This is a genomic window from Blautia sp. HA3515, from assembly GCF_059933065.1.
Window position 1 is genome coordinate 1 of the sequence record NZ_JAYFUY010000077.1, and the last position, 25,031, is coordinate 25,031.

Genomic DNA, 25,031 nt, shown 5'->3' on the forward strand with positions numbered 1-25,031 from the left:
CATTTCAACCTATTTATACAAAGATTCACTGTGTACATTTGTAAATTTTGGGTAAATATCTAATATTTCATTTAATACAGTAAATAACCAAAAACCTTCTTAATCTGTGAAGGCCCGGCGAATCCGTTCCAGTGCCTCTGTCAAAGTCGCCCTGGGACAAGCTACATTCACTCTCTGGAATCCACGCCCCAGATCGCCGAAGATCTTCCCGCTGTCCAGCCACAGCCCGGCTTCGTAAATGATCCGATGCTCCAGTTCCTCCACAGATAGTCCTGTATCCCTGAAGTCCAGCCATACCAGATAGGTTCCTTCATGGTCTGTCATCTTCACGCCTGGCAGCTTTTCTTCCACATATTTTCTGGTAAATTCAATATTTTCTTTCACATAAGCATGCATAGCCTCATACCACTGACTGCCCTTTGTGTAAGCAGTTTCACAGGCCACCAGCCCAAGGATACCCCAGAGCTGGCTCACGCCGGCCCCGTCCATCTGCTTTCGGAACCTGCGGCGCAAACCTGGATTTGGAATAAAAATATTGGAAATAAGCATACTTGCCAGATTAAAGGTTTTGCTTGGCGCTGTACAAGTAACCGTAATATCCTCATATTCCTTTTTCAGCCCTGCAAAAACCTGATGTTTTCCCTTGAACACAAAGTCCTGATGGATCTCATCGCTGACTACCGTCACTCCGTATTTCACACAAAGATCTCCCACCCGGATCAATTCATCTTTCGTCCATACCCTGCCTACCGGATTATGGGGATTACACAAAAAGAAAAGCTTTATCTTTTCATCTGCGATCTTTTTCTCAAAATCCTGAAAATCCATATGATAGCGATTATCTTCTCCAAGGTACAGATCATTGCTGACTACCTTTCTGTTATTATCCGTGATCACTTCAGAAAATGGATAATAAACCGGAGACTGGATCAGTACGCTGTCCCCTGGTTCTGTATAGGCTTTTACAGCCATGGCAAGTGCAAACACCACGCCTGGCGTCTTTACAAGCCACTCTTCCCTGGTATCCCATCCATGACGTTCCTGGATCCAGTTATGTACTGCTTCAAAATAAGGTGTTTTCACTTCACTGTATCCAAAAATCCCCTCTTTTGCACGTTCCACAAGTGCATCCTCTATATAGGAAGATGTTTCAAAATCCATATCTGCCACCCACAATGGCAGCACATCTGCCGGCATACCCTTTTTTTCTGCAAAGTCATATTTCAGACAATTGGTATTTTTTCTGTTAATGATCCTGTCAAAATCAAGATTTCTCTCTGGCATAAAGTTCTCCTTCTATCTCTTTGAATACTTTTTCCAGTTCAGCGATCAGGTCTTTGATATTTTCAATACCAACAGATAAACGCAGGGTCGCTTCTGTGATCCCGTTCTTTTCCCTGATCTCTTTCGGAACATCTGCATGGGTCTGTGTAGTTGGATAAGTGATCAATGTTTCCACTCCTCCAAGACTTTCTGCAAATTTAATCATACGGACATTTTCCAGAATTGCAAGGGCAAATTCTTTACTTTCCAGTTGGAAAGTAAGCATTGCGCCAAAGCCTCTGGCCTGCTTTTTCATGATCTCATATCCAGGGTGCTCAGGAAGTCCCGGATAGATCACTTTGGTCACTGCTTTCTGTTTTTTCAGCCACTGTGCAATGGCAATGGCATTTTCCTGGGCACGATCCATACGCACACCCAAGGTCTTGATACCCCGAAGGAGCAGCCAGCTGTCCAGTGGAGCCAGCCCGGCGCCGGTTGTTTTGATCAGAAAACGAAATTTCTCACTGATGTCTTCCCTGTTTGTTATCAGAAAGCCGGCAAGTGTATCGTTATGTCCGCCCAGATATTTGGTGCCGCTGTGTACCACAATGTCTGCCCCAAGATCCAGCGGATTCTGGAAATAAGGAGATAAGAAGGTATTGTCTACAATAAGCAGCAAATCATGCTTTCTGGCAATCTTAGAAAGTGCCTGAATGTCTGTTACATTCATCATGGGATTGGTAGGTGTTTCAATATAGATGGCTTTTGTGTTTTCCTGAATGTAATCTTCCACATTCACCTTATGACAGTCCACTCTAGAAAAAGAAATTCCGTTCTTGGAAGATACATGGTCAAAAAGCCGGATGCTTCCCCCATACAGATCTGCATCTGCGATCAGGTGATCTCCTGGCTTAAAAATCTCCATTAACAGGGAGATTGCTGCCATTCCTGAAGAAAAGGCCAGTGCATCAATACCATTCTCCAGGGATGCCACCACCTTTTCCAGATGCTCTCTTGTTGGATTCTGTAATCTGCTGTAATCAAAACCTGTACTTCTGCCCACTCCTTCATGTGCATAGGTTGCTGTCTGGTAAATCGGATAGCTGATGGATCCATAATTGTTACAACAGCCTTCCTCTTCTTCTAAGTGAAGACACTTGGTTTCTATTTCTCTCGCCATTTTATTCCCTCTTATTCCTATCAGTTTTATATTATTTATATACTGATATAATGATAGCAAAGGAAAACTGGTTTGTATAATTCATTTTACCTGTTATTACTTATAGTTTTTGCCTTATCCCTTTTGGTATTGTGAAGCTTTCATCACCTAAAAACACCTGGCGGAAAACCGAAGTTCTCTGCCAGGTGCCTCTACTGAGCCTACTTTACAGTTACCTTCACACTCTTGCGAAGCCCATTCTGGGCATAACAGTAAATCGTACACTTGCCTTTTCCCTGGGCAGTGATCACTCCCTTACTGTTCACCGTTGCCACCTTTTTATTACTGCTCATATAACGCAGTACAGCCACATGTTTTACGACTTTTCCATCTGAATTCACTACACTGGCCTTAATAGCTGCCTTCTTGCCCTTTTTCAGGGTAATGTTTTCTTTCTTAACATTAACAGCCGTTACTTTGCTGAACTTGCCGCCGGTTGTTGAAATGTGCATAGCCGGTGTTTTGGAAAGAATGGTCTGTTTGCCATTTACAGTCTTGTATGCAGCCACATAATATTTGTAATAGGTATTTGCCTTAAGATCCTTGTGAGTCCATTTGGTGGTGCTTGCTTTGACTGTTTTCAGAAGTTTGTAATCTTTGCCGCATTTGCTTCCGTAAATCTTATATCCGGAAGCGCCCTTGATCTTATTCCATTTTATAGTTATAGATGTCTTCTTACTTGTAAGACTGGAAAGATGAATCGGGGTCTGTGCCGGTACAGGAGTAGGTGTTGGAGGTGCCACTGTAGGCGTAGGTGTTGGAGCCGGAAGTGCTGCGATCACCTCTGTTTCCTTATATCCGCAAACCGTACATGTGCGTTCCTTTTCTCCCGTAACTGATACAGCAGCTTCCTTTACAACCTTCCATTCACCAAAGGTATGGCCTTTGGACTCCGTCGTCTCACCATCCAGATTGCAGATCTGCCAATGTGCCTTATCATCAAATTTCCATGTATATTCGTGGTCCTTTTTGGAAATAGTGAGCACTGCATCCTTCGTTGCAGTATAAGTGCCGCTTTTGACTGTAACCACTACTTTTGTACTCGCCTGGCTCTGATACCTTACACTCTGCCTCTGTCTGCCCATCAAGTAAAGTACCATCCTTGTACCACTGATAGGTGAATTTTGCTGTGCTTATTTCATGAGATGCCCTGGGCAGTCAGTGTTACAGGCAGGGTAAAGCAGCTGTTCTCCCTGTCTGCTGTTAATGTTACAGATGGAGCATTCAACGCCCGATTTTCGTACAGTCTGATCATTCCGGTGATCTCCATATCCGGCGTCCAGTCATGATCGTCATCATCTATCCATCCTTTGAAGGTATATCCTGGAAGCTCTGTCTGAGCCGGGATTTCTGACGGATCCACTTTATTTCCTGGTACGATATATAGATTTTTATTTCTTTGATAGTACTTGTCACCCTGTTTTTCTATCCAGTAAAAAGTAACCCGTACTCTTTCTACCCATGTCAAGGTCTGCCCGTCTAGCTTTAATTCGGAGCCAAATCCTTTGTCAACGGTAAAAAGGGATGCATCCGGTGTTAATCCATCCTTCCATTTCACTGCCACCACACCAGGCTCACAATAACCGCCTTTCATCTCTACAGGATTAACTGGTGTAAAGGCATCATCAACCACTACCCTGGGGCTGCATACTGGATCAGAATAATCCATCAGCATCACATATCCTTTGATCTCCGGTGAACCGCTTAGATGCAGGGTTGGGAATTTCACATTCTCATCAAATTCAGAATAGCAGACCAGATCCAGGGTAATGGCATTTTCATCCACGTTTTCGCCTTCTCCTGACATATTGCCGCTGATCTTGCCGCCACTGATCTCCAGATCCATATTCTGATGAGCGATCACCTGCCCACTGCCACCATAATAACCACCCGGATACCACAGACTGGCGCAGATACCAGCTCCCATACGGGCTGCCACATTCCCTGTGATCTCGCCGCCGGTCATCTTCAATGCATCCATCACGTCTGTACTCTGCGTAAAAATGCCACCGCCTGTAAACGTCTGGTTATTGCAGATCCGTGCGGCAGTCAGCTCAATGCTGCCATTAAAGGCATAAACACCGCCGCCCATGCCGCCAGTAGAACTCATCACTTCTCCATCTTCATCATATTCTATTTGTGGTTCAGCCTTATTTCCCTGTATGGTACCCTTACCCAGCAGGGCTCTCCCATAGCCTAAATAAACGCCGCCCCCCTGGCCATAAACATAATCAAAAGCATCATTAAGAGTATCTGCAGTTGCAGTATTCTTCTCGATCACGCAGGGCTGGCCATCCGGTTCTGTCCGATCCATCTTAAGGTCTGAATACCATAGATAAACACCACCGCCGTCACCGGCTTGATTATCCGCAATACGGCCGCCGGAAAGCGTCACGGTGGAGTAGTTTTCCCCATAGATACCTCCGCCATATCTTGCTTTGTTACCTGAGATCTGTCCGCCACTCATGGAAAAACGAGCCTTATATAAATAAATGCCGCCACCGAAATGTGCAGTATTCCCGGTAATCAATCCGCCACTCATCTCTGCTGTCCCATACCGTACAGTAACCAATGCGGTCTGGCCTTTATAGTCCGTCCTGTCAGTTCCCTGGATCAAGCCACCGTTTATCCACAAAGAGCATACGTATCATACGTACCAGATTCTTTATCTGTGTAAATCGCATGCTTGACCTTCGCGTCACATACCAGCGCAGTACCTGTTCCTATGGTCAGTACACCTTCACCTGTTTTTTCCAGCAGAGTCTTGCCAAGCCAGGAACCCCCGGATTCCTTGATATTGCTGATATTCACTTCATCAAGTGCCAGTCCGGTACCTTTTAAGATCTGTATCATTGGTTTAGAAGCATCATCTGCCAAAGTATCTGCCGGACGAATCATTACTTTCGACCAACGATGATCCATTTTGTCATTCAGCGTAAGACTGCTTATCAGATAAATCGTTCCATTCTCCTTAATCAGGGATAAAGCCCGATCGATCGTCTGAACAGCCTGGTCACTGGCTTCTCCGTTGTTGGCATCTGAACCACCGGCAGGATCCAGATATACCTTGCTCAGACTTCCATATTGAATATCCGTTGTTGCTTCTCCGGAAGAGAATTCCTCTATAACAGTTCCATCGCCAAACAGAACATCAGCCTCTTCATTCTCCTCCTGGCTCTGCTGAAGCAGTTGTTCTTCATCCTCGCCAACCTCTTGGAAGATGTCTTCTGTCTCAGGCTCTGCCGGCACATCTGTGACGGTCTCTTCATCCGCAGCCACTTCATAGACTTCTTCTGCAGCCACAGAAAAACCACCCATGGTCGTTATCACAGCTGTACAAGCCGCCAAAGCAATCATTTTTTGAAGTCGTTTTCTCTTCATACCTTCACCTCTTTCTTTTTCTTCCTATTCCTTTTAAGTTTCCTTTTTCCGGTTTTCAGTTGCCTTTTTCCAGGTTCTAGGTTCCAGGTTTCAGGTTTCAGGTTCTAGGTTCCTGGTTCCTGGTTCCTGGTTCCTGGTTCCTTTTTCAGATGCATCAGTATATATATTTCCATCCTCCGAGAAATATTACTGCTGCTCTCTGCATGTATATTTATTATATCGAAATCCCATCCGATTTTCAATCATTTTATGTGTTTTATTGTCATATTTCTGTATTTATATTCACTATAAAATCATTTTTATATACAATAAGTGCTTTAGTTGTATAATGTTTAATTTCCATGTGTTGTTTATATAGTTGGAACTATACTTAATATTCATTTCATTTGTGCAATATTTCAGCTATATTTCAAAATCTGTGAACCATTGACAACGCCTCAGCTTCTTTGCATAATATGATTACAGTGGCAAGTGCAAAGTACGGAACAATCCGTATAAGCATGATTTTTTATATTACCAGAGCATTTGTCCCCAAACCATTCAAAATAGCATTGGCGACAATCGCAGATAGTATTGACGGAAATCGCAGATAGTATTGACGGAAATCGCAGATAGTATTGATGAAAATCTCAAATCGTATTAACAGAAATCGCAGATCGTATTGATGAAAATCGCAAATCGTATTAACGGAAATCGCAGATAGTATTGATGAAAATCGCAAATCGTATTGGAGGAAATGTCAGATGAATATTACTGTCTATCTTGGTGCAAATAAAGGAAATAACCCACGGCTTCAAAGCGCAGTCCAGGAATTGGGACAATGGATCGGTGCCAGCGGAAATGCGCTGGTCTACGGCGGTTCCAAATCCGGGTTGATGGGTGCAATAGCCGACAGTGTATTGAACGCAGGCGGCGAAGTAACAGGTGTGGAACCACAGTTCTTTATTGACAGTGAGATCCAGCACGATGGATTGACCAAACTGATCGTAACTAAGGATATGTCAGAGCGTAAGACTAGAATGATCCAGCTCGGAGACGCCTTTATTGCGTTCCCCGGAGGAACAGGAACGCTGGAAGAAATCTCAGAAGTCATGTCAAAGGTATCTTTAAAACATCTGAACGCCCCATGCATTCTCTATAATCTGGACGGTTATTATAATGGTTTAAAAATGCTTCTGGATCATATGATTGAAAATGGGCTTTCTTCCAGAGAACGGCAGGAAGGGATTTATTTTGCTGAAAGCCTTGAAGACATTAAGCGGATTTTAGAATCAGACCGTGAAAAAGAGAACACTGGAACCATTTATTAGTCCTGAAAAACTGATTTTTCAAGCTATATAACAGTCGGATGTTATGGCATTGGTCGATGATGTATCTGCAAGGTCGAAAATTCAGCGAATGAAGATGCATTTTAACAACAGAAAGCATCCTCAAGTATAAGAAAAAGCAAGCTGAGGATGTATTTTTGTGTAGAGAAGTATCTTCATCCTTAAAAACAAGCAAGTTGCAGATGAAATTGAGCATGATTGACAAGTTAAAAAGTATCTTTATTCTTAAGAAAGAGCAAGTTGCAGATACATTGACCCACAGAAAAGTATCTGCAACTGGTTTAAAATGTCAAATGCAGATATATATATGATGCAAAAAAGCATCTGCAAACTCAGATATTCAGGCAATGCAGATACTTAATATTCACTGTACTAGGAATCTTTCACAACAAAAAAAGTTTCATCTGAAGTGTTCCACTTAGCAGGGCTACAAGGATTGAAATCTTGATTTCCATAAAACAGCAGTATTGGAAGTGTATAAGTTCATTCACGTGAATACTGTTGCACCTTGTGGAACTTTCAGAATAAAAATTAGAAAATGGAAGAAGATTGTGTTGTAATCTGAAATATAGGGAAATATAACAAAAATCGAATGAGAATTTTGTGGTGGGTTGTACGTTTAACCTTTGTGAAAACTATATTTCTATTGTAATATTGAACTAGAACATTAAAAATCAGTAATCAATGTGATGTAGAACAAAGGAGACACATGAATAAAGAAATGCTCGTAAATGGAAAAAGCTATACAATAATTAAATTGCTAGGAAAGGGTAAAGGTGGATATTCTTATTTGGCAGAGTCTGGAAATAACAGGTATGTTTTGAAGCAGATACATCATGAACCTTGTGATTATTATCAGTTCGGAAACAAGCTTGAGGCAGAAATGAGGGATTACAAGAAATTGAAAGAAATCGGAATAAAGATGCCTGCTATGCTTGAAACAGATGTGAAAAATGAACGCATTTTGAAGGAGTTTATTGACGGTGACACGATTTATCAGTTGATTTATAGAAGACAAGATAAAAACTGACTATATCGAGCAATTGCATAGAATGTGTACGCTGTTATATGCTGCCAATACAAATATTGATTATTTTCCAACGAATTTTGTTGTACATAACGAGGAAATATATTATGTTGATTTCGAGTGCAACGATTACATGGAAGAATGGAATTTTGAAAACTGGGGTGTAAAATACTGGTCAAAGACACCGGAATTTTTGCAGTATGTGAAAGAACATTCATGATACAAATATTGTTTTTGTGCAGTGATAATCAATAATTACTTTCCAGATGTGATTTTGTTTGCGTTTGGCATAGTTGATGTTGTATATGTACAGTAGTTGTGGGATGAAGTGTCTATATGAAACGGATGTGTTTTACAAAATCGCAATTTGTCTGCGAAAAGTCCGTAAATAAGCGGATGTTAATATGTGTTGCTTGTGGCAATGGCTCTTTTGAATGTAGAGTTGAATTATCAAAATCAAGGAGGCAAAGATTATGTTAAGTGATAATATCAAAAGAATCAGAAAGTCAAAAGGGCTATCACAAGAAGAACTTGCAATTAAACTGAATGTAGTAAGACAGACTGTATCAAAATGGGAGAATGGTTTATCAGTTCCAGATTCAGATATGTTAATTACATTGGCAGATGAATTGGATACTTCTGTAAGCGTATTGATTGGAGAAACTGTAATGGAGCCGATGACAGATGACCTAAAAGCAATCTCTGAAAAATTAGAGGTAATTAATTTACAGCTGGCAAAGAGAAATATGTTCAAAGTAAAAACGATTCGTTGGATACTTATCACGTTATGTGCGTTTATAGTGCTTGCTTTTATTGTTCTTGCAGTTATGCAAAGTTGTTATCTAAGGTGGGATTATAATAACCCAGAGTTTGCAGTTGCAGGAACCATATTACATGGATTTGAATTTGTCTTTGTGAGATTAGCACCACTTGCTTTCATTGCTTCTATTATTGGAATCGTAATTACCTATAAGAAAAGATAAATTCTTGTTTGCCGAAATATATTTCTAACTTTCCCTATTTTACAGGCTTTTCAGCCCATTCATTAGTGAAATGATATGTATTTTCTCTTATTTTTGCCCTTATGAGATAATCGTAAGGGAAATAAGGGAAAGTTTTATTTAGTCATTTCCTGCACATCCTTTGGTGCTGCTCCGTTTGCCAGAAGGTTGCTTGTATAGGTGTGTCGCAGCTGATGAAAATGAAATCCTTCAAATCCTTCCAGCTTCTGAGCAATCTAAATTTCTTTATTAAAACAGGTGAAATCTCAATCGGGATTGGTTATCATGTGGGAAAAATCTACCGGAAATATTGTTGGGATATTATCAGCATCATGGTGGCAATAATGAGTACAGCTATCATAATCTATTTCGGAGAATGGATAAAATCTATCATTCCGATAAACCTTATTGTACTGCTACTTCTGGTGCATGTGGTCTATATCGGAATCCGATGCTATGTGAAAGACTGTCGGGAAGGACGAGGATATTATTAAAAGAAAACGGACAGCTAAAGTGTAAAGCTGTCCTATTTTATTGAGAATCTTCCATTGCTAAAATTAGTATTTCTGTAATGATATAACTCGTTTTGCACCGATTCTGAGTATATCTGTTTGTGCATCTGTTAAATGATGCTCGGCTCTAGGAATCACTTTCTGAATCAGCTCTTCATCAGATGCAGAAATAATATTTTTAGGCTGAAGTAAAGCTTCTATTTCTTTTAAACCAGGAAAATCTTCTCCTTCGTTCCAGTTATGACGCCTGTTATATGGGCGAGACATCCCTGACAGGCATCGCATCCCATGATCCATGTTCCATATTGTTCGGCTGATAAATTGTCAGGAATACTTCTGCCGCCAAATGTTGTCAAAAAAGACAGGCATAGGGTGGGATTCATGATGAATGGTTCTGATAATGAGCATGTCGGACAGGCTTTTTGGCAAAGATTACATGTTTCTGAACATGGTTTCAGATTGATTTCCTGTATGTATTCACAGGATTTGTCAATTAAATAGCCTTCAAGTCCATACAATGAGCCTTTCGGTCCGTAGAAAAAATTATTTTTTCTGAAAATTCCCAGACCTGCGGCAACCGCAGCTTGCCTAAGGGGAAAAACTTTTCCTGGCATATTGGTTTTCCCACCTTCATAATGAATACCTTTTGAAGTCATCCATTTTTCAAAATTCTCTTTTCCTTTGCGATTTGGATATTCTGGAATGTCCGAAGACAATAAAAAAGATTTTGCATACATACCTTGAAGTGAGGCAGGAAATTTATATTTTCCATAGTATTCTGTACAAATAATTGCTGATTTTGCCCAGGGATAGTTTTCTTTCAGTTTAAGACTGACGAGTGGAGTTTCAAGAACTGCGGCAGCTTCTGGAAATTTTGTTATTCGTTCTTTTAAGTGCTCTTTATAATTGCCAAATGCTTCGAGTGATATTACACCACAGTTATCATATCCACATTCCAATGCTTTTTCATGTATTATTTTTCCAAGATCCATAGATTTCACCTCTGATTATTTTAATCTGATTTAGGTTTTTGGCAAACACAAAAAACACATGCTGTATCACCTTTCACAGATTTCATAGGGCAGTAATATATTGTCTGATTATTGTCCTGTGCAATAATATAATGAACCATTTCCTGCGGATGTAGCGGTTTGTGGCATATAAAACAGAGATAGACACAGGACAAGATAATCCATTTCCAAGCCGCTTTCTGGTCGGGAAGATAAATTTGAAGATAATTTTCCAGTGTATTTTTGAGAGCAGTTATCTGTTTCTTCCGAAATTTCCTCCTGTGTCAGCAATTCCTCCTGCAGCATTTCCAGAATTACAGACCTGTTAAATTCACTGATATGCGGAAGAGTATGATTAGACAGTTTAAAAATTTCATCTTCAGAAACTGTTTTTTGCAATGTTCGTAATAGTCTGTTGTTTTTCATGAAATTTTCCTTTTTCAGTAATCAAAAAATGTTCCCTGAGTGATTGTCATATTCGGCTGAACGATCAAAAACTGATTATCCCAGCGTCCAGATACCAGCTTTTCAAGGAGAATATTACTTCCTGGCACAAAATCCAGTTCTGCATGATTATTCTGTCAGCATCTGTCTGTGCACGTCTCCACATAATCCAGGTCATAACAGTCGTACAGACCATTGTCAATAATATCCAGATGGTAATAATGATCAAAGTACATGTTGAAAACAATATCAGCCATTTCTTTATCATATTCTTTCAGAAGACTTTCATAAATGGTCTGAACAGAAAATCCATTTTCTCCATTTCCGAACAGATACATATGACCTGGTTCTTTCAGATCCGGGGAATATTGTTCTGGTGTGGTTAGTGTAAGCGCAACACAGTCAGCAACTCTGGGGATCACCAGGGTTTTAGAGCAGGACACATCCTGCCATGATCCGCCACAGAATCCCATAGCTACAAGAACTGTATCCACATCTGACGGCAAACTGGAAAGTGTCTGAAAAATGTGTTCTTTGACTTCTTTGAGGGTTGACTGTGGGGTATCGACGATTGAATTCGTACTGATGGGAAAGTCCGTATTGCAGGTCTTCTGGGCCTGCTGTACAGTATTTCCAGAAGAGTAGTGCAGGAAAGAATTACTGTGCTCATATGTAGACCCCTTGTTGCTCAGATTCCATGATATGATCGGTATTCCCGGTACATTTCAATCATATTTTTTTTTGCATTTTTCAAATATGAGATATCACCGCTAATTCGCCCAAGAAGAAGATATCCCTGATAGTTGGAAAGCATACGCCGTGAAAAAATCGCTGCATGATCTTGTGGCAATCCGGAATATAGCAGTACTTTCTGGAAAATCTGCTCGAATTTTTTTAGCCCCTCCATGAATACAGATGCAAGTGTGGGATTGCTAAGGGCTGTTTCCATGCCCATCACTGCATACGGGCAGCCTGCAAATGTCTGTCCAGTTGCCCTTCCGAATAAATAATCGAAGATTTCTTCTATAAAACTTTCCCAGTCATTTCCCTGAGAACTGCTTTGAAATTGTTCCAGTAGGATTTTTTGATAGTGTTCCCGTCACTGCTGCTGCCAGATCATCCTTGCTTTTGAAATAAAAATAAAAAGATCCTTTTGGAAGTCCTGTTTGTTTGAGAATTTCGCTGATTCCAGTGGCAGAATACCCATTTTTCCAAAATAATTCAGCAGCACATTCGATCAGGCGTTGTCTGGATTCCTCCACCCTTTTTCATTTTACATTTCCTCCTTCAGCCGTTGAAATAGATGTGTGAGTGCAAACATAAGCGTTTCATAATGCATGTAATCTAAAATATTTCTGTCTGCAAGAATTTGAAGACTTGCCGGAAATTCATCATCAGCTTCCCAGAAACGAATTATAATTGGCAAAAAAGGAAAAAGTTTCAATTCAAAAGCAACATCACCTTTATCCAGTTCTTTTCCAGAAAGTGCTATGCAGGCATTATGCAATTCAAGGGGCTTTCCATGAAAGAAATCGGCGGTACTCTGAAAAAATCCATTGTTTTGCGAAAGATTTCCAGTTCTAATTGTAGAAAGACTGTTTATATTTATAAATTCATTAGCCAGATGACATCCATCTTTTGAATAACATAAAACATCATAAATGGTCATTGCTTCATTATAGTCAGCTTCATAGACCGTTTCAAAAGCATCATTTGACCATTGAACGCTTCCTGTTTGCCGGTTAATACGATAGATACGATTAACAAAAGTAAGTGATAACCAGTCAGGATCATGCTCTAATGAAAATTTCTTTATCATTGCTTTTTGGTCATATTGCAGGAAAATGTTTGCCATAGAAATTTTTGTTTTTTCATAATTAGTGATACGTATTTATCATATACCCCTCCAAGAATATGATGCATTATAATCTATTTACAGAATAGACCAATCGGTCTATAAAGTCAATACATTTTTTGTATAACAAATAAAAAATAATGATTATGAAAAAATTGGTAAATTGAAAATAGTATTGCAAAATTTTTATTAAGCTAGACAATTATAGCTGATACTCTCAAATTTGTAGAAGGCGATATGAGCTATAAAATTATTTTGAATTTTAGATTTCTAATGAATCTTCCGCATCCACCCACATCTGCAAATTCCCCTCAAGATATAATCTCGCATATTCAAGCGGTTCATCGACTGCAAGTGAGGTCAATGCACAGTCTGATCCAGGTGTGGTTTTTAAATCTTTTTCGGCTTCCCAACAGTCAATGCGGAGCATATAACCGGCAGAAGTATAAACATCAATACTGTTGCGTTGTGGATTGTATTCTGCAAATATCGTTCTCATCGTATCTTATCTCCTTATCATTCAATCAATCGTTACAAAAATCCGAAGCATTTCAATCAGTTCACCATGTCATTTTCATTTTGTGTTATAATGTGTTATCAGATTTTTTTGCCCTTGTATTTGCCCTTATCAGAGTTCGTAAACACTGGTGGGACGATATAACACAAGGGAAACAATAAAGGAAAGCTCACCTGCGACAAATCCAGTGTTTTCAATGGTTTGCGGAGAATTTAATAACAAAATATAACAGTTATTAAATTTCTTAAAACAGGTGAAATCTCAATCGGAATTTATGAAAATGGAAATTGGAGTTATATGAGGAAAAGTGAATTAGAAAATGTTTGAAATTTTTCATTATTAAATACATATATTTATAATTAAAAGAGTTACAATGCCGGTACCTTGGAAACATCGGAGACTGCAATTATGAGGGTTTTTGATAGAAAAAAGTCTTTTAATATATCCTGATTAATGATATAATATTTTAAAATGTTGATATGTGGATATTTTTTCTTTCTAAAATGTTGATTTGTAGACATTTTTGCTTTTTAAAATGTTGATAGCAAAAATATAGTCATTAAAAATGTTACAAAGTTGTTCTTGATAAAAATATTATTTGGTAACAGGAGGCATTTTATGTTAAAAAGAAAAGTGATGCATTACATAAAAAAATGGGTAGATTCAAAAAACAAAAAATGTCTTGTAATTCAGGGAGCCAGACAAACAGGAAAAACATATATAGTTGAAAGATTTGCAGAAGAGAATTATGAAGAAATTGTTGAAATTAATTTTAAACAGATACCTTCTGCGATGGATATTTTTTCTGGTGATCTAACAGTAGAATTGATACTGGTTATGGCTATACGGTTTCGTTTTCCTGAAAAGAAGATTATTCCAGGAAAGACTATGATTTTTCTGGATGAGATCCAGGAGTGTAGGCAGGAAGCAATAACTTCTCTTAAGTTTTGGGCATTAGATAATAGATTTGATGTCATTGCATCAGGATCACTTTTAGGAATTGATTATAAACGTGCTTCTTCTTATCCTGTTGGGTATGTTGATTATCTGAAAATGTATGGAATAGATTTTGAGGAGTTTCTTTGGGGAATGGGAATCTCTGAGGATATGATAATGAATCTCTGTGGATATCTTGATTCAAAAGCTGCTATTCCAGAGGCGATTCATTCTCAGATGATGAAATATTTTCTGAAGGCAGTATGTCGCTATAGGTGGTATGCCGGAAGCCGTTCAGAAGTATATAGATACAAAAGATTTCAGGGAGGTTGACCGGATTCAGAGAAGCTTGTTACAAGGATATCAGTATGATATAGCCCATTATGCTACAGCTGAAGAAAAGGTAAGCGGCGGAGAAGTGCTACCTTTCCCTTGCAAAACAGTTATTGGATAAAGAAAATCATAAATTTCAATATAAAGAAGTTGAGCATGGAGGCAGGGCACAGAAGTATTTTTCTAGTATCGAATGGTTACTTCGTGCAGATATGTTGTATTTGTGTAAACTTGTAACAGATATAAGATTTGATCTGGATGATTATGCAAGAGATAATTTTTTCAGAGCTTATACAACGGACTTGTCTCTGTTGATGGCGATGAAAGATTTTCCTTGAAGCAGCATATTATAGAAAATACCTTGGCAGGAAATTCCAAAGGAGGAATATTTGAATGTGCTGTAGCAGATGCTCTTCATAAGAAGGGATATCAGTTATATTTCTATAAAAAATGAGACAACGAAAAAAGAAATTGATGTAATCATTCAAAAAGATGGAAAAGTAGTTCCTATTGAGGTCAAGAGTGGAAATACACGTGCAAATTCACTAAAGTCGATCATGAAAAATAATAAAAATATTAAGCTATGGATATAAGCTCATAGATGGAAATATAGGAACCAGCGAAGAGGGAATAATTACATTACCGCTCTATATGATCGCTTTCTTTGATAAAGTATCAGAATAACTGTAGACAAACTTGGTGTTGGATGTTATGCTCAGCACCAAGTTTCTCATGAAGAAGTCTTGCTCTGCTTTTCTTAACATGAATCTTTTGCAAACACTGTCTCAGGAACAAGAGGAAGTGCTTACGAAGTATTGCTATGAAATATTTGCCAGCGGAACAGAGACAGAAGAGTATTCTCTATCGCCTGGTGCATAAAGGATGGACTGAGATTAAAAAGTACGGTAAAATCTGTATTAGAAACGATGTCGTGAAATCGGGAGTTATCAGAAAATGAGGAATAGTTGAAATGGAGGCGCTATAATAACATGAAGATTGAAGGGAACCAGAAAGAACTGGATGCAATGGTAGAATTTCATAAGGGAAACCGTGTCGAGGGGCTGAGACTGCAAGAAGAATTTGCAGCGGAATTTCGTAAGGAGTATAAAGACAAAGATCACTGTCCTTGTCTGAAAGCCTGTCGTTACCACGGAAACTGTAAGGAATGTGTAGCAATCCACAGAGCGCATCAGGAACATGTTCCTAATTGTATGCGACCATTGATTAATAAAAAATTGAAATTGATGTCAGAATTAACAGAGCATACCTTGGCAAATGAGATAGAAGCTCCACATGAGATTTTAAGAAAATAAGCAAGTCAAATTTAAATTTAACGCTTGAAAAAAGGAGAAATAAACATGGCAAAGAAAGATTTGAAGTTACATTTAGAGACGGAAGTCAGCTTAAGGATGAAGGAGTTCGCCAAATCCTTGTAGATAAGGAGACTGGGGTTAACTATCTTTGTTGGAAATCTGGATATGGAGCGGCTATTACACCTCTTCTGGATTCAGAAGGAAAAGTCATAGTTACAAAGTAAAATTGAAAGTTGGAGGATACACGCATGAAAATTGTAATCATTAATGGAAGTGCCAGAAAAGGAAATACGCTGGCAGCAATCAATGCATTTATAAAAGGAGCGTCAGAAAAGAATAAAATTGAAATCATTGAACCCGACAAACTCAACATTGCACCATGCAAGGGATGTGGTGTCTGTCAATGCTCTAAGGGATGCGTCGATAAGGATGATACAAATTCTACAATTGATAAAATTGCTGCCGCAGATATGATTCTTTTTGCTACACCAGTTTATTGGTGGGGAATGTCAGCACAATTGAAACTTATCATTGATAAGTGCTACTGCCGTGGATTGCAGTTAAAAAACAAAAAAGTTGGCACAATTGTTGTAGGTGGTTCTCCTGTAGGCAGTATCCAGTATGAGCTGATTGATAAGCAGTTTGACTGTATGGCAAAATATCTTTCATGGGATATGCTTTTCAAAAAATCATATTACGCAACAGCCAGAGATGAACTTGAAAAAAATAAGGATTCCATGAACGAACTTGAGTGGATCGGAAAAAATTTATAAAGCACACACCAAATTCAAGTTTGTCGTGAAATACAAGGACAAAAAGCCCCAGCAGCAAAGTATTATTCTCTTAATTCTGGCAACAAATTACTGTAATATTTTATTTCGCCAGACAAGACATTATCATAGAAGTTCTGTTTCCAGTCAATGAATGCGACAGCCTGCTGCAATTTCTCAATAGACTGAAGCAGAGCTTCTCTCTTATTTTGCAGGATAATTTTTCGCTCTGGAATAGATTTTTCTCCTTCGAGGCAGAGTGCAAGATACTCTTTCATTTCAGCAATGCTCATACCACAATTTTTCAGGCAGTTCAAACTCTGAATCCATTTAATATCGTGCTCATCAAATACTCGGTAATTTCTTTTATCCCTTTTCACATTAGGAACAAGTCCTTCGTTACAGTAAAATTTCAAATTTTCATAGGTCATATCGGTTAATTCGCAGGCTTCTTTCATGGAATACATAACATTCTCCTAAAAATAAAAAGCAAATTCAAAATGCTGAATTTTACGGGTTAAATTTCAAAAAACACTTGACCGGTAGTATCTACCGGCTGATAGGATTATAGCATAACAGAAAAAGCGAATCAACAGACAGGAGGAAAACAAATGGAATATATTACATTAAGTAATGGAGTCAAAATGCCACAGCTTGGTTATGGTGTATATCAGGTTACGAAAGATGAGTGTGAACGATGTGTACGGGATGCTCTGGACGTGGGATATCGCAGCATTGATACTGCTCAGAGTTATTTTAATGAAGAAGAAGTTGGAACGGCGATTGAAACGTCAGGAATTGACAGAAAAGAAATCTTTTTAACCTCCAAGGTATGGATCGAACATTTTGGATATGAAGAATGTAAAAAATCTGTACTGGAATCTATGGAAAAACTGCGTACTGATTATCTGGATCTGATGTTGTTGCATCAGCCTTTTGGAGATACTTACGGTGCATGGCGCGCTTTGGAAGAACTTTACAAGGAAGGAAAACTCCGGGCCATCGGTATTTCCAATCATTATACAGACCGTATGGTAGAATTTGCAAACTTCACAAATATTAAGCCAATGGTAAATCAGATGGAAACGCACCCTCTGAATCAGCAGAAAACATTAAAAGAATGGGCAGATAAATATGATATCCGTCTGGAAGCATGGGCACCATTTGGAGAAGGAAGAAACGGACTTTTTGAGAATGAAGTTCTGAAAGCAATTGGACAAAAATATGGAAAATCAACAGCTCAGGTAATGCTCCGCTGGCATATTCAGAGAGGTGTGATTATAATTCCGAAGTCTGTACATAAAGAACGTATGATTGAAAACTTTAATGTATTTGACTTTGCACTTGATGCGAATGATATGAGCCAGATTTCACAGATGGATACTGCCACAAGTGCTTTTTTCTCACATCAGGATCCAGCAATGGTGGAGTGGTTTATAAAAATGGTTGAGGAACGCAAATCACAGCATGACAGCAACAAAGAAAAAAAGAACTGGTAAAGCATATTGACGAAAGAAATCGAACGACAGGCAATTTGCATAGAGAATGATATTGACAAAGTATTTCATAATAGGGTAGAGGGAAAATAGATATTTTCGCCCCTCCCATTGACCCGTACGTACGGGTCTCGTATACGGCTCTACAATTTATATTCCAACTTTAACTAAGTAATAGGATAAGGGATTGAGCAGACCAGCTCCATCTTTTATCCTTTTTTCAAGTAAATCTTTTCTGATAATGAAATTCACTACGTTCATTCCACTTCTTTTGTACCAACCCAGTCTCGAATTTGCGACTTTAAATATCTCTTCATGCCTAAATCCATTCTTATATTTCCAGTTCAGATAGCTTAGATTTCGATAAATGGTTTTGGGTCTCTTCCATTGCTTCATGACAATTACTCTGATTTTATGCCTCAGCCATTCCCCAAACTCTTCCATAAACATTTTCATCATTCCGATTCTGAAATAATTTATCCACCCTCGCACAATCTCGTTTACTCTTTTAATTGTAACTACAAGTGGTCTCGCTACCGCTTTTCCTCTTCTCAGATATTCGCCTAGCTTCTTTTTCAACTTCTTTTTCAACTTCTTTTTCTTTTCATTGGTCGGTCTGACTTTCCATTCCGAACCATTCTTTAGGAATGTGAATCCAAGATATTTACTTCTTGTCGGTCTTACCACTTTTGTTTTCGTAGCATTTACTTTCAGAAATAGTTTTCTTTCTAACCAGCTACAAATGGATTTCATTACTCGATTGACTGCCATCTCACTTTTGGTGAATATCAGCACATCATCAGCATACCTTGTGAAACGAAGTCCTCTTTGCTCCAGTTCTTTATCTAACCTATCAAGATAGACATTAGAACATACAACAGAAAGTGGTCCCTGAGGTACGCCCGTGATAGTCACTTTTTCCAGCCCTCTTTCCATTACTCCTGCTTTCAGATATTGGCTTTGCAATTGCCTGTTGGATAGTTTCTATCCAATGCTGTAGGGATTCCCAACCGACGTTGTTTTCCATTGTCTTTCGGAATGTATACTCTCCGTACCTGGCTTCGGCATATAAGTTCTATTTCTAATGGATGCAATAATCTCATCCTAATTTTCTCTTATATACCCTCCTGAAGTTCCTCAACGGTAACTCCGTCAACCCCACTCGCACCTTTATTCGATATTACCTTTCCTCCATCCATACCGTTACTGATACCGACTTGTGGTTCCGCTACCGCTCACGGGGGTCAATACCCGTGACTGGACTTGCACCAGCAAGACTAGTGCCATGCTCGGCACACAAACTTAAAAAGTCCTGCAAAGCCAGTAAACACGCGACTTCCAGGACTTTTCATAATATGAAAAAAGCACCTCATCCAGTAGGTGCTCCACTAGCAGGGCTACAAGGATTCGAACCTTGAAATGACGGAGTCAGAGTCCGTTGCCTTACCGTTTGGCGATAGCCCTAAATTCTCTTTCGCAATGCGTTTCTCGCTTGCGACAAGTGGTATTATATAATACTCCTCACAGAAATGCAAGCCTTTTTTTATATTTTTTTATTTTTTTTCATATTTTTTTAAATACCTTTTTTTCAAATATTTTTACATCAAACCTTTATCTTTTATCCGAATGTGATATAATGTGAGCACTTAGTATATTTTACGTAGCTGTTCAGCGCCTTCACAATTATTAGGATACTTTCCACTGAAGAGTTACAGGCTTACATTACCATCGCGATACGGAAATTTATAATGGATGAGGAGAAAACACATGAGAGCAAATAATCTGACTCTGCTGACGGATCTTTATGAGCTTACCATGATGCAGGGTTATTTTAAAATTCCGACAGGATCAGACCGTAGTTTTTGACATGTTTTACAGAGACAATCCCTGTGGCGGAGCATTCGCTATCTGTGCCGGTCTGGAGCAGATGATTGAATACATCGAGAATCTTCACTTTACAAAAGAGGATATTGATTATCTTCGCAGCCTTCACCTTTTTGAAGAGGATTTTCTTGAATATCTGGGTAATTTTCATTTTACAGGTGATATTTATGCCATCCCTGAGGGAACTGTGATCTTCCCCCAGAGAACCTATGGTAAAAGTGATTGCACCTATTATGGAAGCCCAGCTTGTGGAAACAGCGATTCTGAACATCATCAACCACCAGAGTCTGATCGCAACAAAGGCAGCCCGTGTATGCTATGCAGCCAAAGGCGATGGCATTATGGAATTTGGTCTTCGTCGTGCCCAGGGACCGGATGCTGGTATCTTTGGTGCCCGCGCTGCTGTGATCGGAGGCTGTATCGGTACTTCCTGTGTTCTTACAGGACAGATGTTTGATGTACCTGTGCTTGGCACCCATGCCCATTCCTGGATCATGAGTTTCCCGGATGAATACACTGCATTTAAGACCTATGCAAAGCTTTACCCCAATGCCTGCATCCTTCTGGTGGACACCTATGATGTACTGAAGTCTGGTGTTCCCAATGCCATCCGTGTATTTGAAGAGAGATGTCGTGAAGAAGGCATTCCGCTTACCAGATACGGTATCCGTATTGACAGCGGAGATCTGGCTTATCTGTCCAAAGAAGCATACAAGATGCTTGCTGCTGCCGGATTTGACGATGCCACTATCTCTGCTTCCAGCGACCTAGACGAATACCTGATCGAAAGCCTGAAAGCCCAGGATGCAAAGATCAATTCCTGGGGCGTTGGCACACGACTGATCACTGCCAATGACAATCCGGCCTTTGGAGGCGTATATAAGTTATCTGCTGTCAGGGATCCGGAGACACAGGAATTTATTCCAAAGATCAAATTATCTGAGAATACAGCAAAAGTAACAAACCCAGGCAACAAAACCGTTTATCGTATCTACAGCAAATCCACAGGCAAGATCAAAGCAGACCTGATCTGTCTGGCAGACGAGAAGCTGGATGAAAATGATACCATGATCATCTTTGATCCGGTAGATACCTGGAAAAAGACAAAAGTGCTTGGCGGTACCTACCAGCTTTTCGTGAGCTTCTGGTTCCTGTGATCCGCGAGGGACACCGCGTGTACACTTCTCCATCTGTGATGGAACTGCGAGACATCTGTCTGAAAGAACAGGAAACCTTATGGGATGAATCCAGACGTTTTGTAAATCCTCAGAAGGTTTATGTAGACCTTTCTCCAAAGCTGTATACCATGAAGAAAGAATTGATCGAAGAAATGAGCCAGAAGGATCTGGATTTGTGACATGCTCCCACCACTTAAATCTCAGATTTTGAAGTGGGGGCTTCTTGCTCAATGGCTCTACTGAGCCAAGTATCTACAAGCTATCCTCGCGTGTCCCGCGATTCTTTTGCCCGGATACGGGCATTTTTTCTTGTTTTTGCTTATTGTCCGGATACGGACGTTTTATGCTGTCAGCATCCTTCTTGCCTCTTCACGGATGTTGATTGCTGCATTTCGATCTCTGTCCATTTCATTTCCACACGTACAACGATAAATTCTTTCGGATAATTTCAGCTCTTTTTTTATCTTTCCGCATTTACTGCATTTTTTGCTTGAAGGGAAAAAGCGGTCTATCTTTACTAATTTTTTTCCCTTCCAGGAAAGCTTATAATCCAGCATATTCCGGAACATCCCGTATCCATTATCCTGCACACTTTTTCCAAAATGCAGACACTGGCTCATCGCTTTCATATCAATATCTTCTACCGCAACTATATCGTACTGGTCTGTGATCCTGCGGCTCAGTTTATGCAGATAATCCCTTCTCTGGCTGCGTATTTTTTCATGGCACCTGGCAACTTTCTTTTTCTGCCTCACATAATTGTGGCTTCCTTTTACACATCTTGACAGTTTACGCTGTTCCCTTGCCAGCCTTTTTTCATTTTTTCTGAAGAATCCTGCTTTTTCATGCTCGATCTCTTCTGAAAACACTGCCATCCCCTGCATCGCATAATCAATCCCCAGTATTTTGACATTGCTGTAATCCTTATCTGCTGCTTGGTTTTCACAGCTGTATCCTTCATACAGCAGGCTCGCAAAATACTTTCCGGACGGCTCCATGCTGACTGTCACTGATTTCAGGCGGCAGTTCTCTGCAGGCTCCCTGTGTTTTTTCATGGAGATCCATTTTAATTTTGGAAGCCGGATCCGGTTACCTTCCAGCAGGATATTCCCGTTGACCACATTTGTTGTGTAGCTGTTTTTGGAGTGATGTTTTGACTTGAAACGTGGAAATCCAGTCTTAGGATCACGGAAAAAGTTCTTATATGCTTTCTCCAAATGAAGCTGAACATTTGCCAGGGCCAGCGAATCTACTTCTTTCAGAAATGGATACTCCTTTTTATACATAGCTGGTGTGTTTTTTAACATTTTCTTTGTTTTTTTGTACTCCTGGATCTTATCATTAAGCATCTGATTGTACAGAAAACGGCAGCAGCCAAATGTTTTTCCAAGGAGTATCTTCTGTTCATCTGTTGGATAGATTCGGAAACGATATGCAATATTCAATACTTTTTCTCTCCCTGGGTTTCGATGTATTGGCGGATTACTTCAACTGGTGCCCCTCCTGCCGTCAAAAGGCAGAAACTCTGGCTCCAGAATGCATGCACATGGTCAATATCATGATTCCATTCCTCCAAAACAATCCCATATCGGGGAGCAATATATTCCCATATTTCTTTTGCTCTTTCTGAAATTGGATCATTGATAACTTTTCTTCGATATTTTACCACCATAATCAAATGATAATACATCAAATATACTGAATGTGCATTGTGATCTGTTTTTTCTATAGAATCAGTCCTTTTTTCGAATATTTATTTTATCGACTGATTCTATTATACCATAGTTCGCACTAAGGAACAAGTGTTCTTTTTGTTTTTATGCAATTCATCTCCCACCTGTAGAGGAAGGAGAATTCTTGCTATATATTATGTTAAAAAAGAGGAATACCCCTTTTCCCTTTCGCATAAACATAAAAGGGAAAGGGGGCTTTTTTATTATGCGTTATGATTCTTACACCTGTCTGATCAATGGAAAACATCCTCTTCCCGAGGGGTACGTCCCCAAGCAGCTTACAGATATCGGACTGCCCTTTCAGACATCCTCCCAGGATTCCCAGCATATTCTTGAGATCCGGACTGCCCAGGCCGCACTTCGCCTGTTTCAAAGTGCTCAGAGAGATGGGCTGAACCTTTATGGTATTTCCGGATACCGCTCCTACCAGTGCCAGAAACAGCTGTATGGACAGAATCCTTATGTTGCTGCCCCTGGTACAAGCGAACATCAAAGCGGCCTTGCCCTGGATGTTTCCTGCGCAGAAGCAGGCTTTGCTCTCACCGAGGAATTTGCCTTTACCAGCGAAGGATCATGGCTGTCCAGAAATGCTTCTCTTTTGGGTTCATCATCCGCTATCCAAAAGGAAAAGAGACCATTACTGGTTTTCCCTGGGAGCCTTGGCACATCCGTTATGTTACCCGGGCACTTTCCAACTACCTGGCACTTACCGGTCAGACGCTGGAAGAATACTATGCCCTTCGTCCCGTCTGATCCTACTGCTCCATCTGCCTCCCCAGAAAACCGGCAGCGGTCTGAACCAGAAGCTTTTCACTGTTTCCTATGGTTTCCCTGTCATTTTTCCCGATCAGGATCACACTTCCTATAGCATCTCCGGAGCTTATAATCGGCTGTATGATCTGCGCCAGGGAGTTTTTCACCTGTTCTGTAGTAATAGCCACTTTCTTTCTGTCCTGTGCTCCGGACAGCTTCATTTCCCGTGCAAAGATCACTTCTTCCAATTCACTGCTGATCTCTTTTCCCACATACTCTTTGCTTCCCTGACCTGCTGCCGCTATCACCTGGTCATGATCTGTAATACAGGAAACCATTCCCGTTGTCTGCGACAGTACTTCTGCATATTCTTTTGCAAAGGTACTCAGTTCCCCTATTGGAGAATATTTTTTCAGGATAATTTCACCTTCCCTGTCTGTAAAAATTTCCAAAGGCGTACCTTCTTTGATCCGTAATGTCCGCCTGATCTCCTTTGGGATCACAACTCTGCCCAGATCATCGATCCTGCGGACAATTCCTGTAGCTTTCATATAAAAAATCCCTCCTGCTTCTTACATACTTTCCATAATTTGTGTTGTATGGATAGTATGTGAAAAACAAGAGGAATTATGCGCCAAAATCACAAGGTAAAATATTTCATCCCATCAATCCTATTTCATTTTATCTGTCAATATCCACTTACCTTTTCGATTAGAACCCTCACGGGTAACTTTACCTTCATGCTGCATTTTCGTAAGAGTACGCTTAATCGTTGTAGCAGAAACCGCAAGTGCTTCTCCTAATGCTTTATGAGTCAGTTCCGGATTTTTACGAATCAATTCCGACAATCGAGTTTCAAGGTCATCTTTGAGGTCATTATGGTTTTTATTGAGGTCATCGAGGTCACGATCCAAATTTTTGACCTCAATGACCTCATTCTGACCTCGATAAAGATTGATTCTTCATATAGGCGAAAGCATTGGCAAGTGCACGATTTCGGATTTTTGAAAATCCTTCTTTCATCAAATCAATCGTTACACCCGGAAGCAATCCACCTGAAGAAGTAATCTCCATGATT

General features: G+C 39.8%; 31 protein-coding genes, 1 tRNA gene and 4 pseudogenes. 15 read left to right on the forward strand and 21 right to left on the reverse strand.

Features of this window, described 5'->3' with window-relative positions; all coding sequences use genetic code 11:
• Nucleotides 1-99 precede the first annotated feature (99 nt).
• The 5 genes from R1Y93_RS06630 to R1Y93_RS06650 form a co-directional block, all read right to left on the reverse strand.
• Entirely contained in the window at nucleotides 100-1,284 is a 1,185-nt protein-coding gene (locus R1Y93_RS06630) for a MalY/PatB family protein (protein WP_500822177.1), read from the reverse strand.
• Complete coding sequence (locus R1Y93_RS06635; protein ID WP_500822178.1) at nucleotides 1,265-2,443, reverse strand: trans-sulfuration enzyme family protein; 1,179 nt, start codon at nucleotides 2,441-2,443, stop codon at nucleotides 1,265-1,267. Before R1Y93_RS06635 ends, R1Y93_RS06630 begins: the two co-directional genes overlap by 20 nt.
• Before the next feature lie 200 nt (nucleotides 2,444-2,643).
• Nucleotides 2,644-3,567: an Ig-like domain-containing protein gene (locus R1Y93_RS06640; RefSeq protein ID WP_500822210.1), complete on the reverse strand. Its 924-nt coding sequence runs from the start codon at nucleotides 3,565-3,567 to the stop codon at nucleotides 2,644-2,646.
• A gap of 53 nt (nucleotides 3,568-3,620) precedes the next feature.
• Nucleotides 3,621-5,099, reverse strand: coding sequence for a hypothetical protein (locus tag R1Y93_RS06645; protein ID WP_500822179.1), 1,479 nt, complete (start codon nucleotides 5,097-5,099; stop codon nucleotides 3,621-3,623).
• A gap of 8 nt (nucleotides 5,100-5,107) precedes the next feature.
• Nucleotides 5,108-5,863: a hypothetical protein gene (locus R1Y93_RS06650; RefSeq protein ID WP_500822180.1), complete on the reverse strand. Its 756-nt coding sequence runs from the start codon at nucleotides 5,861-5,863 to the stop codon at nucleotides 5,108-5,110.
• A gap of 743 nt (nucleotides 5,864-6,606) precedes the next feature.
• Between R1Y93_RS06650 and R1Y93_RS06655 the strand changes: the two genes are divergently transcribed.
• The 4 genes from R1Y93_RS06655 (at nucleotide 6,607) to R1Y93_RS06670 (ending at nucleotide 9,201) form a co-directional block, all read left to right on the forward strand.
• Nucleotides 6,607-7,173 carry an LOG family protein gene (locus tag R1Y93_RS06655; RefSeq protein WP_500822181.1) on the forward strand — a complete coding sequence of 189 codons (567 nt, stop codon included), beginning with the start codon at nucleotides 6,607-6,609 and terminating at the stop codon, nucleotides 7,171-7,173.
• 727 nt (nucleotides 7,174-7,900) lie between these two features.
• Nucleotides 7,901-8,221 carry a hypothetical protein gene (locus R1Y93_RS06660; protein WP_500822182.1) on the forward strand — a complete coding sequence of 107 codons (321 nt, stop codon included), beginning with the start codon at nucleotides 7,901-7,903 and terminating at the stop codon, nucleotides 8,219-8,221.
• Between the two features lie 22 nt (nucleotides 8,222-8,243).
• Nucleotides 8,244-8,438, forward strand: a complete 195-nt coding sequence (locus R1Y93_RS06665) for a hypothetical protein (protein ID WP_500822183.1) — start codon at nucleotides 8,244-8,246, stop codon at nucleotides 8,436-8,438.
• A 253-nt stretch (nucleotides 8,439-8,691) separates the two neighbouring features.
• Nucleotides 8,692-9,201 carry a helix-turn-helix domain-containing protein gene (locus R1Y93_RS06670; RefSeq protein ID WP_500822184.1) on the forward strand — a complete coding sequence of 170 codons (510 nt, stop codon included), beginning with the start codon at nucleotides 8,692-8,694 and terminating at the stop codon, nucleotides 9,199-9,201.
• A gap of 143 nt (nucleotides 9,202-9,344) precedes the next feature.
• On the opposite strand, the pseudogene R1Y93_RS06675 reads toward R1Y93_RS06670, so the two are convergent.
• Nucleotides 9,345-9,455 (reverse strand): annotated as a pseudogene (locus R1Y93_RS06675) (hypothetical protein); the annotation flags it as partial.
• Here R1Y93_RS06675 and R1Y93_RS06680 point away from each other — a divergent pair.
• On the forward strand, nucleotides 9,420-9,713 hold the full coding sequence (locus R1Y93_RS06680; protein ID WP_500822211.1) for a DUF6040 family protein: 294 nt from the start codon (nucleotides 9,420-9,422) through the stop codon (nucleotides 9,711-9,713). The pseudogene R1Y93_RS06675 and the gene R1Y93_RS06680 overlap by 36 nt on opposite strands.
• Nucleotides 9,714-9,937: 224 nt before the next feature.
• Here the strand turns inward: R1Y93_RS06680 and R1Y93_RS06685 are convergent, their stop codons facing one another.
• The 7 genes from R1Y93_RS06685 to R1Y93_RS06715 all read right to left on the reverse strand — a co-directional run bounded on the left by R1Y93_RS06685 (nucleotide 9,938) and on the right by R1Y93_RS06715 (nucleotide 13,539).
• Nucleotides 9,938-10,723: a 4Fe-4S double cluster binding domain-containing protein gene (locus tag R1Y93_RS06685; protein WP_500822185.1), complete on the reverse strand. Its 786-nt coding sequence runs from the start codon at nucleotides 10,721-10,723 to the stop codon at nucleotides 9,938-9,940.
• Between the two features lie 20 nt (nucleotides 10,724-10,743).
• The gene (locus R1Y93_RS06690; RefSeq protein WP_500822212.1) at nucleotides 10,744-10,998 is read right to left on the reverse strand and encodes a DUF2115 family protein; all 255 of its coding nucleotides are present in this window, start codon (nucleotides 10,996-10,998) and stop codon (nucleotides 10,744-10,746) included.
• Between the two features lie 324 nt (nucleotides 10,999-11,322).
• Entirely contained in the window at nucleotides 11,323-11,898 is a 576-nt protein-coding gene (locus R1Y93_RS06695) for a DUF1638 domain-containing protein (RefSeq protein WP_500822213.1), read from the reverse strand.
• Complete coding sequence (locus R1Y93_RS06700; RefSeq protein ID WP_500822214.1) at nucleotides 11,874-12,266, reverse strand: LmrA/YxaF family transcription factor; 393 nt, start codon at nucleotides 12,264-12,266, stop codon at nucleotides 11,874-11,876. The genes R1Y93_RS06695 and R1Y93_RS06700 overlap by 25 nt, the downstream gene beginning before the upstream one ends.
• Nucleotides 12,226-12,447: a TetR family transcriptional regulator gene (locus R1Y93_RS06705; protein ID WP_500822186.1), complete on the reverse strand. Its 222-nt coding sequence runs from the start codon at nucleotides 12,445-12,447 to the stop codon at nucleotides 12,226-12,228. Before R1Y93_RS06705 ends, R1Y93_RS06700 begins: the two co-directional genes overlap by 41 nt.
• An 11-nt stretch (nucleotides 12,448-12,458) precedes the next feature.
• Nucleotides 12,459-13,040: a DUF3786 domain-containing protein gene (locus R1Y93_RS06710; protein ID WP_500822187.1), complete on the reverse strand. Its 582-nt coding sequence runs from the start codon at nucleotides 13,038-13,040 to the stop codon at nucleotides 12,459-12,461.
• Nucleotides 13,041-13,302: 262 nt separating this feature from the next.
• The gene (locus R1Y93_RS06715; RefSeq protein ID WP_500822188.1) at nucleotides 13,303-13,539 is read right to left on the reverse strand and encodes a DUF6061 family protein; all 237 of its coding nucleotides are present in this window, start codon (nucleotides 13,537-13,539) and stop codon (nucleotides 13,303-13,305) included.
• Between the two features lie 636 nt (nucleotides 13,540-14,175).
• On the opposite strand from R1Y93_RS06715, the gene R1Y93_RS06720 reads away from it, so the two are divergent.
• The 7 genes and pseudogenes from R1Y93_RS06720 (at nucleotide 14,176) to R1Y93_RS06750 (ending at nucleotide 16,912) form a co-directional block, all read left to right on the forward strand.
• Nucleotides 14,176-14,826: an AAA family ATPase gene (locus tag R1Y93_RS06720; RefSeq protein WP_500822189.1), complete on the forward strand. Its 651-nt coding sequence runs from the start codon at nucleotides 14,176-14,178 to the stop codon at nucleotides 14,824-14,826.
• Nucleotides 14,774-14,947: a hypothetical protein gene (locus R1Y93_RS06725; protein WP_500822190.1), complete on the forward strand. Its 174-nt coding sequence runs from the start codon at nucleotides 14,774-14,776 to the stop codon at nucleotides 14,945-14,947. Before R1Y93_RS06720 ends, R1Y93_RS06725 begins: the two co-directional genes overlap by 53 nt.
• Nucleotides 14,940-15,164: a DUF8612 domain-containing protein gene (locus R1Y93_RS06730; protein ID WP_500822191.1), complete on the forward strand. Its 225-nt coding sequence runs from the start codon at nucleotides 14,940-14,942 to the stop codon at nucleotides 15,162-15,164. Before R1Y93_RS06725 ends, R1Y93_RS06730 begins: the two co-directional genes overlap by 8 nt.
• A gap of 69 nt (nucleotides 15,165-15,233) precedes the next feature.
• Nucleotides 15,234-15,419 carry a DUF4143 domain-containing protein gene (locus tag R1Y93_RS06735; protein ID WP_500822192.1) on the forward strand — a complete coding sequence of 62 codons (186 nt, stop codon included), beginning with the start codon at nucleotides 15,234-15,236 and terminating at the stop codon, nucleotides 15,417-15,419.
• Nucleotides 15,420-15,815: 396 nt separating this feature from the next.
• Nucleotides 15,816-16,139: a hypothetical protein gene (locus R1Y93_RS06740; protein WP_004613237.1), complete on the forward strand. Its 324-nt coding sequence runs from the start codon at nucleotides 15,816-15,818 to the stop codon at nucleotides 16,137-16,139.
• A 56-nt stretch (nucleotides 16,140-16,195) separates the two neighbouring features.
• Nucleotides 16,196-16,363, forward strand: a pseudogene (locus R1Y93_RS06745) (DUF6440 family protein); the annotation flags it as partial.
• Nucleotides 16,364-16,387: 24 nt separating this feature from the next.
• Nucleotides 16,388-16,912 (forward strand): flavodoxin family protein, encoded by a 525-nt coding sequence (locus R1Y93_RS06750; protein ID WP_055176454.1) that lies wholly within the window; start codon nucleotides 16,388-16,390, stop codon nucleotides 16,910-16,912.
• A 62-nt stretch (nucleotides 16,913-16,974) separates the two neighbouring features.
• Here the strand turns inward: R1Y93_RS06750 and R1Y93_RS06755 are convergent, their stop codons facing one another.
• Entirely contained in the window at nucleotides 16,975-17,367 is a 393-nt protein-coding gene (locus R1Y93_RS06755; protein ID WP_500822193.1) for a MerR family transcriptional regulator, read from the reverse strand.
• A 153-nt stretch (nucleotides 17,368-17,520) separates the two neighbouring features.
• On the opposite strand from R1Y93_RS06755, the gene R1Y93_RS06760 reads away from it, so the two are divergent.
• Complete coding sequence (locus tag R1Y93_RS06760) at nucleotides 17,521-18,408, forward strand: aldo/keto reductase (protein WP_500822194.1); 888 nt, start codon at nucleotides 17,521-17,523, stop codon at nucleotides 18,406-18,408.
• A 147-nt stretch (nucleotides 18,409-18,555) separates the two neighbouring features.
• On the opposite strand, the gene R1Y93_RS06765 is transcribed toward R1Y93_RS06760, so the two are convergent.
• Together R1Y93_RS06765 and R1Y93_RS06770 are read right to left on the reverse strand one after the other, a co-directional pair.
• Nucleotides 18,556-19,341: a reverse transcriptase domain-containing protein gene (locus tag R1Y93_RS06765; RefSeq protein WP_500822195.1), complete on the reverse strand. Its 786-nt coding sequence runs from the start codon at nucleotides 19,339-19,341 to the stop codon at nucleotides 18,556-18,558.
• A 456-nt stretch (nucleotides 19,342-19,797) separates the two neighbouring features.
• Nucleotides 19,798-19,869: transfer RNA gene (locus R1Y93_RS06770), tRNA-Gln, on the reverse strand.
• Between the two features lie 303 nt (nucleotides 19,870-20,172).
• On the opposite strand from R1Y93_RS06770, the pseudogene R1Y93_RS06775 reads away from it, so the two are divergent.
• Nucleotides 20,173-21,646: pseudogene (locus R1Y93_RS06775) on the forward strand (nicotinate phosphoribosyltransferase).
• A 162-nt stretch (nucleotides 21,647-21,808) separates the two neighbouring features.
• Here the strand turns inward: R1Y93_RS06775 and R1Y93_RS06780 are convergent.
• Nucleotides 21,809-22,912, reverse strand: a complete 1,104-nt coding sequence (locus tag R1Y93_RS06780) for an RNA-guided endonuclease TnpB family protein (protein WP_500822196.1) — start codon at nucleotides 22,910-22,912, stop codon at nucleotides 21,809-21,811.
• Nucleotides 22,909-23,196: an IS200/IS605 family transposase gene (gene tnpA, locus R1Y93_RS06785; RefSeq protein WP_500822215.1), complete on the reverse strand. Its 288-nt coding sequence runs from the start codon at nucleotides 23,194-23,196 to the stop codon at nucleotides 22,909-22,911. Before tnpA ends, R1Y93_RS06780 begins: the two co-directional genes overlap by 4 nt.
• A gap of 209 nt (nucleotides 23,197-23,405) precedes the next feature.
• Between tnpA and R1Y93_RS06790 the strand changes: the two are divergent.
• Nucleotides 23,406-23,953: pseudogene (locus tag R1Y93_RS06790) on the forward strand (M15 family metallopeptidase).
• Nucleotides 23,954-23,955: 2 nt separating this feature from the next.
• On the opposite strand, the gene spoVT reads toward R1Y93_RS06790, so the two are convergent.
• From spoVT to R1Y93_RS06805, 3 genes are all read right to left on the reverse strand, one after another.
• Nucleotides 23,956-24,504, reverse strand: a complete 549-nt coding sequence (gene spoVT / locus R1Y93_RS06795; protein ID WP_173729149.1) for a stage V sporulation protein T — start codon at nucleotides 24,502-24,504, stop codon at nucleotides 23,956-23,958.
• A gap of 120 nt (nucleotides 24,505-24,624) precedes the next feature.
• Entirely contained in the window at nucleotides 24,625-24,867 is a 243-nt protein-coding gene (locus R1Y93_RS06800; protein WP_500822197.1) for a winged helix-turn-helix transcriptional regulator, read from the reverse strand.
• Nucleotides 24,868-24,886: 19 nt separating this feature from the next.
• Nucleotides 24,887-25,027: an ATP-binding protein gene (locus R1Y93_RS06805; protein WP_500822198.1), complete on the reverse strand. Its 141-nt coding sequence runs from the start codon at nucleotides 25,025-25,027 to the stop codon at nucleotides 24,887-24,889.
• Nucleotides 25,028-25,031: the final 4 nt, after the last annotated feature.